Source organism: Taishania pollutisoli, assembly GCF_014518315.1.
Taxonomy (GTDB): domain Bacteria; phylum Bacteroidota; class Bacteroidia; order Flavobacteriales_D; family Crocinitomicaceae; genus Taishania; species Taishania pollutisoli.
Map to the genome: position 1 here is coordinate 48,990 of NZ_JACVEL010000004.1, position 14,737 is coordinate 63,726.

Annotated in this window: 15 protein-coding genes; 6 read left to right on the top strand and 9 right to left on the bottom strand. The window is 41.8% G+C overall.

Annotation, left to right across the window (positions count from 1 at the left end):
• Window position 1 precedes the first annotated feature (1 nt).
• The 7 genes from H9Y05_RS07360 to H9Y05_RS07390 all read right to left on the bottom strand — a co-directional run bounded on the left by H9Y05_RS07360 (window position 2) and on the right by H9Y05_RS07390 (window position 6,354).
• Complete coding sequence (locus H9Y05_RS07360; protein WP_216713928.1) at window positions 2-1,648, bottom strand: patatin-like phospholipase family protein; 1,647 nt, start codon at window positions 1,646-1,648, stop codon at window positions 2-4.
• 38 nt (window positions 1,649-1,686) lie between these two features.
• Window positions 1,687-2,520, bottom strand: a complete 834-nt coding sequence (locus H9Y05_RS07365) for an SGNH/GDSL hydrolase family protein (RefSeq protein WP_216713929.1) — start codon at window positions 2,518-2,520, stop codon at window positions 1,687-1,689.
• Window positions 2,521-2,662: 142 nt separating this feature from the next.
• Entirely contained in the window at window positions 2,663-3,148 is a 486-nt protein-coding gene (gene paaD / locus H9Y05_RS07370; protein WP_163489698.1) for a 1,2-phenylacetyl-CoA epoxidase subunit PaaD, read from the bottom strand.
• A gap of 63 nt (window positions 3,149-3,211) precedes the next feature.
• The gene (paaC, locus tag H9Y05_RS07375; protein ID WP_216713930.1) at window positions 3,212-3,964 is read right to left on the bottom strand and encodes a 1,2-phenylacetyl-CoA epoxidase subunit PaaC; all 753 of its coding nucleotides are present in this window, start codon (window positions 3,962-3,964) and stop codon (window positions 3,212-3,214) included.
• A 17-nt stretch (window positions 3,965-3,981) separates the two neighbouring features.
• Window positions 3,982-4,269: a 1,2-phenylacetyl-CoA epoxidase subunit PaaB gene (paaB, locus tag H9Y05_RS07380; protein ID WP_163489700.1), complete on the bottom strand. Its 288-nt coding sequence runs from the start codon at window positions 4,267-4,269 to the stop codon at window positions 3,982-3,984.
• 26 nt (window positions 4,270-4,295) lie between these two features.
• Window positions 4,296-5,252: a 1,2-phenylacetyl-CoA epoxidase subunit PaaA gene (gene paaA / locus H9Y05_RS07385; RefSeq protein WP_163489701.1), complete on the bottom strand. Its 957-nt coding sequence runs from the start codon at window positions 5,250-5,252 to the stop codon at window positions 4,296-4,298.
• A 691-nt stretch (window positions 5,253-5,943) separates the two neighbouring features.
• Window positions 5,944-6,354: a GxxExxY protein gene (locus H9Y05_RS07390; RefSeq protein ID WP_216713931.1), complete on the bottom strand. Its 411-nt coding sequence runs from the start codon at window positions 6,352-6,354 to the stop codon at window positions 5,944-5,946.
• A gap of 564 nt (window positions 6,355-6,918) precedes the next feature.
• On the opposite strand from H9Y05_RS07390, the gene paaE reads away from it, so the two are divergent.
• The 6 genes from paaE to H9Y05_RS07420 all read left to right on the top strand — a co-directional run bounded on the left by paaE (window position 6,919) and on the right by H9Y05_RS07420 (window position 13,396).
• A complete protein-coding gene (gene paaE / locus H9Y05_RS07395) occupies window positions 6,919-7,983 on the top strand; it encodes a 1,2-phenylacetyl-CoA epoxidase subunit PaaE (RefSeq protein WP_163489702.1) in 1,065 nt (354 codons plus the stop codon).
• Between the two features lie 3 nt (window positions 7,984-7,986).
• Entirely contained in the window at window positions 7,987-9,060 is a 1,074-nt protein-coding gene (locus tag H9Y05_RS07400) for a 2Fe-2S iron-sulfur cluster-binding protein (protein ID WP_163489703.1), read from the top strand.
• Window positions 9,053-9,742, top strand: a complete 690-nt coding sequence (locus tag H9Y05_RS07405) for an SDR family NAD(P)-dependent oxidoreductase (protein WP_163489704.1) — start codon at window positions 9,053-9,055, stop codon at window positions 9,740-9,742. Before H9Y05_RS07400 ends, H9Y05_RS07405 begins: the two co-directional genes overlap by 8 nt.
• Window positions 9,743-9,814: 72 nt before the next feature.
• Window positions 9,815-10,906, top strand: a complete 1,092-nt coding sequence (gene dinB, locus H9Y05_RS07410) for a DNA polymerase IV (protein ID WP_205729509.1) — start codon at window positions 9,815-9,817, stop codon at window positions 10,904-10,906.
• 34 nt (window positions 10,907-10,940) lie between these two features.
• Window positions 10,941-12,533 (top strand): sulfatase-like hydrolase/transferase, encoded by a 1,593-nt coding sequence (locus tag H9Y05_RS07415; protein WP_216713932.1) that lies wholly within the window; start codon window positions 10,941-10,943, stop codon window positions 12,531-12,533.
• Window positions 12,521-13,396, top strand: coding sequence for a formylglycine-generating enzyme family protein (locus tag H9Y05_RS07420; protein ID WP_216713933.1), 876 nt, complete (start codon window positions 12,521-12,523; stop codon window positions 13,394-13,396). The genes H9Y05_RS07415 and H9Y05_RS07420 overlap by 13 nt, the downstream gene beginning before the upstream one ends.
• Here the strand turns inward: H9Y05_RS07420 and H9Y05_RS07425 are convergent, their stop codons facing one another.
• Window positions 13,397-14,200, bottom strand: coding sequence for a DnaJ domain-containing protein (locus H9Y05_RS07425; protein ID WP_163489707.1), 804 nt, complete (start codon window positions 14,198-14,200; stop codon window positions 13,397-13,399).
• A 196-nt stretch (window positions 14,201-14,396) separates the two neighbouring features.
• On the bottom strand, window positions 14,397-14,654 hold the full coding sequence (locus H9Y05_RS07430; protein WP_163489708.1) for a hypothetical protein: 258 nt from the start codon (window positions 14,652-14,654) through the stop codon (window positions 14,397-14,399).
• Window positions 14,655-14,737: the final 83 nt, after the last annotated feature.

Here is a 14,737-nt window from a genome sequence, read left to right on the forward strand (position 1 = left end):
ATTATTTTTCATTCAATTCATCCACCATCCAGTACGGATTTTCAATAAATTGTTTCCAATGTACACGTGCCTGTTGATCAATCGGTGTCAGGTGTTGGATCTGGCGGCGGAGAAAGGGCTCGTGATAGGAATCATTTCCTCCTGATGTTCCTGTTTGTTTGCGGTTTTCAATGGATTGCAGGCTTTTACAGATTTTGTGGTAGTAAATGATAAAATTGATGCACGTTGTTAACTGTCCTGCCGTAATTACATCACGTATTTTTTCTTTTCCTTTTTTATTGAGGGGAACCCATAGTGTTGTTTTCATCCCGGATGCGGAGGTGCAGATGTCCCGGATGGTTTCAGTAGGTTCACCCACACCCAGATCAAAGAAAGAAACTCCCCGGATGTTGGCTTGTTGATCCGTCGGATCGGGATGTTTTAAATCGTAAATGGCAGTTGAGAAGCATTTGTGGACGTACATCCTGTTTCCGAATAGCTCCTGGTAATGTTTGTTGCGCAAATGTTTTAAGAAGATACTTCCCACCATCAGGCTCACCGAGTTGGCGCGGTTGATAAACAATTCCGAAACCGCATTGGGTGTGAGTACATTCATCTTTGTGACTTTTCCGATCCCTACTTCATTGGTATTGGCGGCCTTCCGGATGAATTGTTTGGCATAGGTGAGAATGAATGTCGCCAGTGTAAACAGTGTCAGCAACCCGGAAATTATTCCCAGGGCTATTTTGCTTTGGTGAACAAACGGAATAAAAAGTGCAATTGCCAGCAGTAGATTGGTGATCCACGTGAACCGGTAAATTGAAATCATTTTGAGGTTTCCGATAATTGGAATCCGCTTTTCTTTTGTCGGTTCATATCCCGAAATATCCGGTGAAGCAACATCGGCTACGATGATGAGGTCGAGTAATTCTTCTTTTTCCTTTTTACCGGCATCGTACAACAGAATGGAATCAATGCCCTGGTTATCGACGATCCCACCGTCCATCAGACTAACCACTTTATCCCGGTCATCGCGATGAATAACAGAAGTTGAGCTGATATACGGACCCATGTCAATGCTGATGGGTTCAAATCCCCCCGGGAAACAGGAAGATGCCGCAAGAGGAATCCCCAAAGGCATGGGTTTGATCAGATCGCGATCCAATTTGTAGTAATGATTTCCGATCCGGTGGCGGAGATGGGACAGTTGTGCAATGAACCGAAAGGGAGTTCCTGTGTTGAATTCCGTGGCATTGATACAGGTAAACTCCAGGTGTGTATCGTAGATTCCCGCACTGGTTTTTTCCGGTAAAACGGATGCAAAGGTGGCGTTATCAAACAATTTTTCGGTATACACGCGTGCAAATCCTTCGATCAGGCTGTTTTTAAATCCCGGACTGACAAAATTGGAGATTCCGTCGTTGACCAGATCCTCTTCTGTAAGAAAAGTAAACAAGCGTTGAAAATAGAGTGTAAATATTTCATTCCGCTTTGCGGATTGTGCATAGGAAAGACCGGTGATGCTACCGCCGGAGACGGTAGAAATCGCTTTCACCTGCTTCAAAAGTGGTTGTTGTGCCAATTCCAGCTTCTCCAGGTAGCTCAACGCCCCCAGACTGTATGCCGAAGCCCGGTACCCTCCTCCTGACATGGTTACTCCAATGTTCATCTTACTGCCTGTTTGTACTCAATGAGCGAAAAATCGTTTCAGACAACAGGATTAAACCCTGCGATCTGCTCCATTTTCCGATGATAAATGTCCGCTACTTTTTTATATCCCTGGCTTTTCAGGTGAATTTCGTTGTCCCACATGTTGTCATCCGGAAAAACACCTCGCAGGTCAATGTGGTGAAAGCGTTCGTAAGCAGCGTCGAGTTCCTTTAAAATACCGTTGAATCCGTCCACTAATTTTTTGATGATCGGCTCCTGTTCTGTCTCCCTGTTTAAAATGTTTTTCTTAGCAAAACCGGGAAGTACCCATGGCCCTGAAATTCCCAGGTAGGTCGTTCCGTTAGGTTTGGCGTAATCGTATCCGTCCATCAGGATGTCAATTCCCGGATCGACTTCCCAGATACGGATCAGAAACTGCTCAATCGCATTTTTCATTACAAGCAGGTTTTGATTGTAATTCGTTTCTTTGAACAGTTTGAGTCCGGAATTTTTATGATTTAAATATTGTTCAAACTCACTTCCGACGACATCATTTCCTCCGGCACTGAATAAAACAAAACGCGGATTGTAAATGCGAACAGAGGTTAGTACTTCCTGTAAACCTCGATCTCCGTTATTGATCGCAACGTTTTTCCGAATGGAATACTCGCTTCCGAACACCATGTTTTCTAATGTGTCTCCGTGCTTACTGTGCCGTTTAATGGCATATCCCATCTTTCGCAAATGATCGATGATGTCTTTTGTGAGTGGATAATCAAACCAGGAATCACCTTCCACAACTAGTTTTTGTTCGTGTTTTGTTTTTTTTGACAACAACATCATTTCCGATAGTTGTTCCAGTTCCATTTTTTCTTGTGCGAGTGTAGCCATGTTTAGCGTTTAAGTAAGAAGTTATTCTGCTCAACAAATATAAAAGAAGTGTTGAGTCGATCAGCAAGTAGAATCACCTGTTTTACACACGAGCTAATCTGTGTGAAAATACATTAAAAATATGAAATATGGAAATGAAAATCTATTTCAGACATTTAAAATAATCAAATGGCTCCAGGCAGGAATTGCATTGATAATGAGCTTTGCAGGCAGTGCTGCCGAACTGGGAAATCATACGTGTATCCGTGGAGTGACAGAGCGGACATTCAATCACCGGAGGGTCGGCAAACAGGACGCTTTTATCGACTTCATCTGCTGGGGGTGCAATACCATATTCTTTTAATTTGATACGTCCTTTTTCAGAGATCCAGTCGGTTGTCCAGGCAGGTGAAAGCACCAGCTCTACTTCCACCTGATCAATACCTTTAAATTTTAAAACCTGTTTGATATCTTCTTCAATTACCTGCATGGCGGGACATCCGGAATACGTCGGAGTGATTACAATTTTGACCTGATCTCCGTTGGTTTTCACCGAACGAACAACGCCCAGATCAACAACCGTAAGCACAGGAATTTCCGGATCTGAAACTTCTTCCAGCCATTGCCATATTTGTAATTCCGATACCATGACTACCAGGTGATTTTCTGTTGTCTCTTATGTAGAGCGAATTGTTCGCTTACCCTTTTTTGTTTACCACTTCATTCCCGGGTAGGCGCGTTGCATGTATTGCAATTCCGCCAGAATGTATCCCAGGTGCTCAGAGTGAAGTCCTGTTCTTCCTCCCTGCTGTTTCCAGCCATTTTGAGGAATGCTCAAGGTTGCTTCTGTCAATACATCCGTTACCGTTTTCTGCCATTCTTCGCGGATTGGAATCAATGACGGAATCACGTTTTCTGCCTGTAACGCTGCATCTACCTCATTTTCGAAGAACAATTCATCTGTATAGCGCCACAAGGTGTCTACTGCATATTGTGCTTTTTCATGCGATTCTTCGGTTCCGTCTCCCAAGCGGATTACCCATTCGGATGAATGCTTCAGGTGGTATTTTGTTTCTTTTAATGACTTTTCCGCAATGGCAGCAATTTGGGTGTCTGAACTGTTTTGCAATGCCTCGTACAACGGTTTTCTGAATGCATCGAACAAAAATTGACGCACCATTGTTACAGCAAAATCTTCATTGGGCTGCTCAACTAACAATACGTTGCGGTATTCCCGTTCATAACGAAGGAAGGCCAACGCATCGGCATCTCTTCCGGTATTTTCTACCTTTGCCGCATACTCGAAAATGGTTGTTGCCTGTCCGATAAAATCCAACGCCATGTTTGTCATCGCGATGTCTTCCTCCAGAATAGGTCCGTGACCACACCATTCCGATAACCGATGCCCGATGATCAAACTATCATCGCCTAAACGAAGTAAGTATTCAAATAAATTCTTGTTCATTTTGTATAGCTAAAGGATTACATGTGAGAAATTCCATCGGGAACATCGTAAAACGTAGGGTGACGATACACCTTGGAATCTGCCGGTTCGTACAGTGAATCTGCTTCACTTGGATCGGAAGCAAATACATCATTGGACTGTACCACCCAGATACTGATTCCTTCTGAACGACGTGTATATACATCACGCGCATTTTCAACAGCCATTTGAGCATCTGCAGCACGTAAACTTCCTACATGTTTGTGACTCAATCCTTGTTTACTTCTTATGAATACCTCCCAAAGAGGCCAGTTTGCATTCGACATAGCTAATTAATATTCTTATTGTTCGATTAAGCTCTTTTTTCTTTATTTCTGTTCGCGCGTTTCTCTGCATAGGCAGCAGCAGCTTCGCGTACCCACATTCCGTTTTCTTTTGCTTTTCTGCGGGCATCTACACGGTCTTTATTACACGGTCCGTTTCCTTTGACTACCTGCCAGAATTCATCCCAGTTAATTTCGCCAAACTCATAATGTCCTGTTTCGGTGTTGAATTTCAGATCAGCATCCGGAATTGTCAGACCGATCATTTCAGCTTGTGGCACGGTGATATCAACAAATTGCTGACGCAATTCGTCATTTGTCTGGCGCTTGATTTTCCATCTCATGGATTGTTCCGTATGCTTGGATTCGGCATCATTCGGACCAAACATCATCAATGCCGGCCACCAGAAACGGTTCAATGCGTCCTGTGCCATTGCTTTTTGCTCGGGAGTTCCGTTTGCCAGTGTTGTCATGATTTCAAATCCCTGACGCTGATGGAATGATTCTTCCTTACATACACGTACCATTGCACGGGCGTAAGGTCCGTATGAACAACGGCATAAAGGAACCTGATTCATAATCGCGGCACCGTCTACCAACCATCCGATGGCTCCCATATCCGCCCAGGATAAGGTCGGATAGTTAAAAATAGAGGAATATTTCGCTTTTCCGGAATGGAGGTCATCAATGGTTTCCTCGCGGTCTGCTCCCAGTGTTTCCGCAGCGCTGTATAAATATAAACCATGTCCCGCTTCATCCTGAACTTTTGCCAGCAAAACGGCTTTTCTTCTCAGGTTGGGCGCACGTGTAATCCAGTTTCCTTCGGGTAGCATTCCTACAATTTCCGAATGCGCATGCTGTGAAATCTGACGAATCAAGGTATCACGATAAGCATCGGGCATCCAATCGCGGGGTTCGATCTTGATGTCATTATCAATTTTCTCCTGAAACTGACGCTCTAATTCTTCTATATTATTTTCTTTCATAGCCTTTTGAGTACACCACAAATTTAGGGAAAAATGTTGTATTTTCATCTATGTTTTCAGATCAAATGTTCCATCCTTAACACAAACAACGGTTTTGGTTAGTAATATTTTGAGGTTTGGTAGCAGAAAAAAGAGTTACAGTGTACCTTTTTTAATAACAAAGCAGGATGTCAAATAGTAATGGACCACATAGTGCATGTAGTAACTCACTTCGTCAGTTTTTGAGATTACTGATTGAGTCATACGTTAAACAACACTATGTTTTTCTATGTGTTTCAGAGAATGAATTAAAACCGCATAGTACACAATAGGTACATAGGGATATTCGAAGTAGGTAAGTGACACATAGAAGCAAACTTCGTTAGCTTTTGGAATTACTACTGTTTTGATGATGTAGTTGTTTCTGATTCATCTATTACACAATCCTAATGTTTTTCTACGTGGTTCAGAGAATGAATTAAAACCACATAGTGCACATAGGTACATAGGGATATTCGAAGTAGGTATAGTGACATATAGAAGCTAACTTTGTCAGCTTTTTGGGTTACTGTTATTTCGTATTCAAGGGTTAAACAATTTATATAATGAATTGACTATGTGTCACTATTCAGTACATATCCTCTATGCTTTTCTATGTCTCTATGTGGTTAAAGGAAAAAATGCATAGAAACAATTGTATGATAGTGTTCTGTCAAAATTGTGGTAAGTCCGTAAACAACTCGTTGATGTATGTTTTTTGCCCGTCTTTAAAAATATTACAGCAATTAAAATTGATCAAAATTCCTTTTGGAGCTTTTAGTAGTTTCATATATGTCAGTAGTTGAGCTTCTGAAATAACATTTAGATCTTGTACGGACTTTAGTTCAATTACAATACTGTTTTCAATGAATAAATCACACCGGAAGTGAATATCCATTTCCTTTTCTTTGTATATGACAGGAATTCTCATTTCAGTCTGATAATTAATATTTCTGGAAGTTAATTCATGTTTCATACATTCATGATAGATTTTTTCAGTTAAACCTCTTCCCATTTCTTTATGAACTTCAATAGCACAGCCAATTATTTCATACGTCAGATCATTTAATTGTTTTTTGGTCATGGTTGGTTTTTATTATTAAGATAATCAATAGTTTAAAAAATAAAAAGAGTTTGACTCCCTGATTTTAGGGAAAAATGACAAACCACATAGGACACATAGTTATAATAGGTAAAGGTTTGGAGTAGGTATAGTGACACATAGTAGCTCACTTTGTGGGCTTTGGGATTACTATTGTTTGTTCTTTCGTCCTCAAGGGAAATTACCAATTATTTGTTTTTTATACGCCTCAATTCATACAGTGAATTGACTATGCATCACTATTCAGTCTATATACCTATGCTTTTTTCTATGCCTCTATGTGGATAAAAGAAAAATAGCAACATATATTTTCGTAATAGGTTTGTTTTTAAATAATTATTTATTTTTAATTCAATTCGTGTAATGAATTGACTATATGTCACTGCTTGGCCTGTTGCCCATAGCTTTTCTATGTCTTTATGTGGTTAAAAACAACTATTCCGTTCCATCCTTAACACAAACAACGGTTTTGGTTGGCATTTTTACATCTTTTTTGGTAGTAAATGATTAAATTCGCCGTCAAATCATGTAGTTGAAGAAAGAATTATGACACCAAAATTTCATACGCTAAAAGTTAAAGAAGTCAGGAGAGAAACGAAAGATGCTGTTTCTATTGCATTTGATGTGCCAGAAACGTTGCAAGCTGATTACACGTTTATTCCGGGACAATACCTTACGTTGAGAACAGTCATAGATGGAGAGGATATTCGCAGATCTTATTCGTTGTGTTCTGCTCCGTTTGAAAACGAATGGCGTGTGGCGGTAAAACAGGTAGAGGGGGGGAAATTCTCTACGTTTGTCAACACGGAATTAAGAGCAGGTGATGAATTACAGGTAATGACGCCAATGGGGAATTTCCAATTAAAAGCAAACCCGATCGCACAAAAATCCTATGTTTTATTTGCCGGTGGTTCGGGAGTGACCCCGATTTTATCAATTTTGAAGGAAATTCTAACGCATGAGCCGTTAAGTGATATAACATTTTTTTATGGGAACAGGGACTTTGCGTCCATTATTTTCAGAGAGGAAATTGAGGCGTTGAAGAATTTATACATGACCCGTTTGCGTGTTATTCATGTATTGTCTCTTGAAAGCTTAGGAAACAAAATCCAGAAAGGATTGATGGACAGACAAAAGTGTGAAGACCTGCACAATGCTTTTCTGAAAGGGTGGAATATATCCGAAGTATACGTTTGTGGTCCGGAAGTCATGATGCTGGCTGTGAAAGATAGTTTTGAGAAATTGGGTGTTGCAAAAGAAAACATATTTTTTGAATTGTTTGCTGCTTCCACACCCCCGAAAAAGAAAGAAGAAACGAGTAACATACCGAAAGTGAACGCCAATGTGCAAGTGATTTTGGATGGAGATACATATGATTTGGCAATGGATGCAAGTGAAACGGTTTTGGATGCGGCCTACAAAGCAGGCGCAGATCTTCCGTTTGCCTGCAAAGGAGGAGTTTGTTGCACATGTAAGGCGAAGGTACTGGAAGGTGAAGCACGGATGGATGTCAACTATGCACTGGAACCGGACGAGGTAGCTGCTGGTTATATTTTGACGTGTCAGGCACGTCCTACTACTGAAAAATTAGTAGTTTCATTTGATGATTAAATCATGGGATTTTTAGGAAAAATATTTAAAAAGGAATCGGCAGTAAAGATTCCGAGAGGCTTTTACAACATTCCTGTTCAACAGGTCAACCGGTTAACAAAAGACGCGGTGGAAATTGTGTTCTCCATTCCACAGGATTTGGAAGAGACGTTTGCATTTAAACCAGGTCAGTACCTGACAATTTCAATCGAAGTTGACGGAAAAGAAGAACGCCGGTCGTATTCAATTTGCAGTGCGAAAGGAGTTGCATTGGCCATTGCTGTGAAAGAAGTGGAAAAAGGGAAAGTTTCGACTTACTTCAACCGACAGTTGAAAGCCGGAGATGCTGTTTTTATCTCAAAACCGGAAGGCCGCTTTTTACTAAACGATGCGAAAAAAGTGGTAGCAATTGCAGCAGGATCGGGAATCACGCCGATCATGAGCATGGCACATGAAATCGAAAAAATGGATGATGCTTCCATGAAACTGGTAGTTGCCAATAAAACAGAACAAGATATTTTGTTTCGTGAACAGTTGCGTCAGCTTACGAAAACAGAAGCACGTTATTTCCTCACTCAGGAGGTGAAGGAAGGGTTTGATCAGGGACGGATTTCCAAAGATGCATTCATGGGAATTATCAAGGAAGACCTGGGGATTCTCCGCTCGGATGGATTCTATATCTGCGGACCGGAAGAAATGATTCATGACGTGAAAGCAGCGCTTGAATTGTTCGGAGTTCCGGCAGACAAAATTCATTACGAATTGTTTACAACAACAGCAAAATCAGATCCGGCACCGGCAGCACCAACAGATTTTAAAGGAACCACAAAGGTAAAAGTCATTCTGGATGATGAAGCGCACGAGTTTGTGATGAACAGCAACAAAACGGTTCTGGATGCTGCTTCTTCTGAAGAAATCGACGCACCGTATTCCTGCAGGGGAGGAGTTTGTTCTACCTGCCGTGCAAAAGTATTGAAAGGTTCCGTTCGCATGAACCTGAATTATACCCTTACAGACAAAGAAGTAGAACAAGGATACATTCTTACCTGTCAGTCGCACCCGACCAGTGAAGAATTAATTATTTCATACGATGAGTAAGACAGTTGTAGTGGTTGGTGCATCCCGTGGAATCGGAAAGGCAATGGTGGATTTATTCGCAAAGGACCCGTCTGTTACAATTTACGCATTGGCACGTGATGAGGAGAAAATGCGGAAGGAATTTGCGGCGCATTCTAATGTGCACTGCAAACCCTACGATTTATCCGTTGATGACTGTGCAGATCAGCTGGAACACCTGCTTGCGAAAGTAGAACACATTGACGTGCTGATCAACAATGCCGGATACCTGGTCAACAAACCGTTTGAAGAATTAAGCCACCGCGATTTTGCACGATCATACCAGGTCAATGTGATCGGAGTGATGCAGACCGTTCAGGCCTTACTTCCGAAAATGGAACGAGGAGCACACATTGTCAATATCAGTTCCATGGGTGGTTTTCAGGGGACGGTTAAATTTCCGGGATTAGCGGCTTATTCTACCTCGAAAGCAGCATTGGTGAGTTTTACAGAATTGTTTGCCGAGGAATTCAAACACACGGAAATAAAAATGAACTGTCTGTGTCTGGGAGCAGTTCAAACAGAAATGTTGCACGAAGCATTTCCGGGATATGAAGCACAGATTTCCCCCGAACAAATGGCAGCATACATTTGCAATTTTGCATTGACGGCCCATCAATGGATGCACGGAAGAGTGATTCCGGTTTCGTTGACAACACCCTGATTTTTTTCGTACATTCGTCCTTAGCAGAATTTCCGATCAGTGATCGCATGATAACGGACACCAGAAATTGCCATGAGAAAGATCATTCACATCGATATGGATGCGTTTTTTGCCTCGATAGAACAGCGGGACAATGAAGTATTCCGGGGAAAACCGTTGGCAGTCGGCGGTTCCGGATCCAGAGGTGTGGTGGCTGCTGCCAGTTATGAAGCCCGAAAATTCGGAGTACATTCAGCAATGTCGTCACAGTTGGCAGTAAAAAAATGTCCGCACCTGATTTTTACACCACCCCGGTTTCATGTCTATAAAGAAGTTTCCAACCAGATTCGTTCGATCTTTTTGGAATACACCGATCTGGTGGAACCGCTTTCGCTGGATGAAGCATTTTTAGATGTTACCACCAATCACAAAAACATTCCGTACGCCATTGATGTGGCAAAAGAAATCAAACAAAAAATTCTGGAAAGAACACAGTTGACGGCATCAGCAGGCATTTCAATCAATAAATTCCTGGCAAAAATAGCTTCCGATTACAACAAACCCGACGGATTGTATGTCATCGGACCAAAAAGAGCGGAAAACTTTACAGAAACGCTGAAGATTGAACGGTTTTTCGGAATCGGGAAGAAAACGGCAGAACGCATGCATGCCATGCAGATTTATACCGGCCTTGACCTGAAACAAAAGTCGGAAGAATTTCTGGTGCAACAGTTCGGGAAATTCGGAAGACTCTACTACCTCAATGCCCGAGGGATTGACAACCGGATTGTAAATCCGAACCATGTGCGGAAATCACTCGGGGCGGAGCGGACATTTCTGGAAGACACGGATGATCTTACCATTTTACATGCAGAATTGGAGAAAGTTGCAGATGACTTGTTCCGAAGAATGAATAGGACGGCATTCAAAGGAAAAACCATCACATTAAAAGTAAAATTCAGCAATTTCAGTACCATATCGCGCAGTAAAACACTGCCTTCACCACCGGAAAATTATTCGTTCTTACTGCAAACAGCGAAAGAGTTACTTGATCACGTACCACTTGAATTAAAAATCAGGTTGATCGGATTGTCGGTAAAAAACAATGAAACGGACGATGCCTACCCGGAAGACCCCGGAACAATGGTACAACTCAAAATTCCTTTCGAAGAAGACAAGGGTTAATTGACTTTTGATGAATTAATTATCTTTGACAGTGATGAAACAGTGGTTTGTAGTAACAGGAATGACAGCAATACTCTTTTTGCTGTGTGGATTGGCATTTTCTCAGAAAAAACAGTATCCACCCGTTCCGTTTGATACGATTTTATATATGGGAAAACAACAGTTTTTATCTACGTCTCCTGCAGCCGAAACTTCACGAATGAATGTCATTCTGATCGTTGCAGATGACCTGGGAAAGCACGATTTGTCCGTTTATGGAAATCCGTATATCAAAACGCCCAACATTGATCGGTTGGCCAATGAAGGAGTACGGTTCAATACCGGCTATGCAACTGCTGCTGTTTGTAGCCCCTCCAGAGCCGGATTCCTGACCGGAAGATACCAGCAACGATTCGGATATCACCTGCAACCTCACCCGCGGTACCCGAAAAACAAACTGGAATTGTGGGCATTCAAGCACCTGATTAATACCAGTTACCTCGTGCCGGAAGAGTATGGGGTGTATCCAAAAAAGCAAGAAAACAGGATGGGGCTGCCTTCCTCGGAAATTGCCATTTCGGAATTGCTACAGCACAATGGTTACCGCACAGCATGGATCGGAAAGTGGCATTTGGGATATCAGGAACCGTTGCTTCCGGTCAATTTCGGCTTCGATTACCGATACGGATGCTACGAAGCATATACCTTGTTTGCCGATCCGAAAAATCCGGAAATTGTCAATGCGCCAATTAAGGAATTTACAGATAAGGTCATTTGGAAAGGAGGACGCAAAGATGCATGTGCCATCCGGGAAAATGAAGTGGAAATCGAGGAGAAGGAGTACATTACAAATGCATTTTTCAACCGGGCAAAGCAATTTATAGGATCAGATAAAACAACACCTTTCTTTGTATATTTGCCGATTACCGCACCGCACACACCGTACCAGGCTCCGAAAGCCATTTATGATCAGTTGAGTCACATTCCTGAACACAACAAACGGGTGTATTACGCGATGATTGTTGCGTTGGATAATGCGATAGGAGGGTTGATTGATTTTCTGAAAACAACCGGACAATACGAGAATACACTCATTATTTTTACCAGCGACAACGGCGCTGCTTTGTATAGTGAAACGGTAGATAATAAACCATTGAACGGCGGAAAAATGACACTCTTTGAAGGTGGAATTAATGTCCCGTTTATCCTGCATTGCCCCGCTTTGTTTTCAACATCTGCTGTCGTTCAGGAACCGGTCAGTTTATTGGATATTTTCCCGACAATTACCACTGCTGCGGGGCTGGAACTACCCGATGATCGGACATACGATGGAATTTCTTTGATCGGGGATCAGGCTGACAGCATTGCCCCACCAGTGAAAAGAGAATTGTATTGGTATTCGGATTACAACTCTGCTATCCGGATCGGAAATGCAAAACTGCTGGTTAATACGCGGGATCATACGGTGGATTATTTTGATCTGCATGATGATCCGGGAGAATTGAATCCGTTTCCGGAACATCCGGAAGTACATTTTCTACACCAAAAATTGGAATATTGGAAAGCAACAATGCCGTCTTTATACTGGCCGCGCATTATGAACTACGAGATAAAAATCAACGGGAAAACATACCGATGGGCCGTTTAGTACTATTTCTTTTTTTCTGCTCGGCAACTTGTTTTGCTCAGCAGCAGAATGACCTGATTCGCATAAAGGGAGGAAGAATCACAATCGGAACAGTGGAACAGCCGGATGCTCAACCATTATTTGATGTGCATGTCACCCATTTCCGGATGCAACGCTACGAAGTAACGAATGCACAATTCTCGGACTTTGTAATAAAAACAGGTTACCGCACACGTGCGGAAAGAAACGGAGGCTCTTATGTTTTTGATCCGTCATTGAGAAATGATTCAACAACTTTAATCGATGCGCCGTGGTGGCGATACACACAGGGAGCAAACTGGAAACATCCGGAGGGAATCGCCTCAGATATTGCCGGAAAAGAGAACCACCCGGTTGTGCACATCGCTTATGAAGATGCCTGTAGCTATTGTGAATGGTTGGGTATGCGCCTGCCGACAGAGGTAGAATGGGAGTATGCTGCGAAGAAAAATGGAAATGAGGTTCTCAAAAATATATGGCAGGGATCGTTCCCGGAATATAATTCTGCAGAAGATGGTTTTGAAAGAACTGCCCCGGTAGGAAGTTTTCTTGCCGGGAAACTGGGGTTGTTCGACATGCCGGGAAATGTGTGGGAGTGGTGCCGGGACCCTTATCATCAGCATGCGTATACATTTGCAAAAAAGTGGAAAGTCGATTCCTCACAACCGCTTGTGCCGAACTATTTTGATGAACAATCTCCTCATGAAGAAACGCGGGTCATTCGTGGAGGTTCTTTCTTATGTGCCGAAAATTACTGTAAAGGTTATGAACCGGCTCAGCGGATGCGTTCTTCCGTCAAGATGACCTTTTCACACATTGGATTCAGGTGTGTCAAAGGGAAGTGATTACTTCCCGGAGAGTAAAAACTCGTATGCCTCCTGAATTTCCAGAAAACGCTGATTGGCCTGCTTCTGTTGTTCTTTGGATTCATTCACATACTTATCGGGATGGTAACGTTTTACCAACTGCCGGTAGCGTTGTTTGATTTCTTTTTCATCAGCAGATTCATTCACACCGAGGATATCGGCATATTTTTTTCGCTGTGAAACACCAGTAGAACCAGATGCTGTACGTTGCTGTTCCTGGTTATTGGCGTGTGTTGCCCTTTCTTTTTGATAGAATAAGATGCATTCTTCCAGAAAGGCTGCTTCCAGCTGAAGATTTTTTGTAAAAACTTTTAATGCCGTATATTCTTTTGGTTTTAGAAGTTTATCAATGTGACAGAGCCCGACTAAAAACTGAACGAGTTGCTTTTTTTGCTGTTCGCGTGCATGTTGGTTGACCCAGTTAACAACAGATACCGGTTCTATCGGGTAGTGAAAGTTACGGTCAATGATATCATCAAAGTGATCTGGTGAACCTTTGAACTGCCGGATGAAAAAGGATCTTAAATAGGCAATCTTTTGCATTTGATGATACCGGTCAATGGTAATCAGGTAAACGGTAAGACAGGAATATGCTTCCATCAGATGTGCCGTTGTGAATGTTAAATCAGCAGGGAATATACCTTTTCTCCAGATGCGTATTTTCCAATTTTTGTACCAGATGTATCCAACAAAAGCAATAATCGGGATTGCGAATCCGATAATGATTTCCCATGTTTTATCTGCCTTGGAAGCTTCATAACGGGAATATTGTTGTGTAGACATGATTGAATCAATCAGGTGTATGAGTAGATCGTCTTCCAAGTTAATGTATTAATATTGAACCTGGGCACTAAATTATAAAAAGGAGTAGATAATAGTAGCATTTGACGGCTATTTAAAAAAAACACCTCCATGAAATTTTGGTATACATGGAGGTATTCAAGATAAGGTGACACAAAAGTTGTGTTAACTACGAATATTAACTCTCACTAACAGAGCAACTAATGGAAATGTTTCCGTTATCTTTACTTAAAGTCGATTCATTTTGGCTGCAGCTTGCCTTCACGTCATCTTCTTTTGCTTTTTTGAATGTGTACGTTTCCGTTACCTCATAATACGTGTTATTGTCGCCATCTCCTTTTCCCGTACATTGGCACGTGTAGTCTTTTTTACATGAAACGAGTAACATCATTCCTCCCAAAAGAGCGAAAGTCATTTTTAATCCATTTTTTTTCATAAAAATTCGGTTATATAATAATTGATTAATAAAGTGCTAAGTTAGACCATACCGAAAAATACCTCTGTTTTTTTGACAGACAA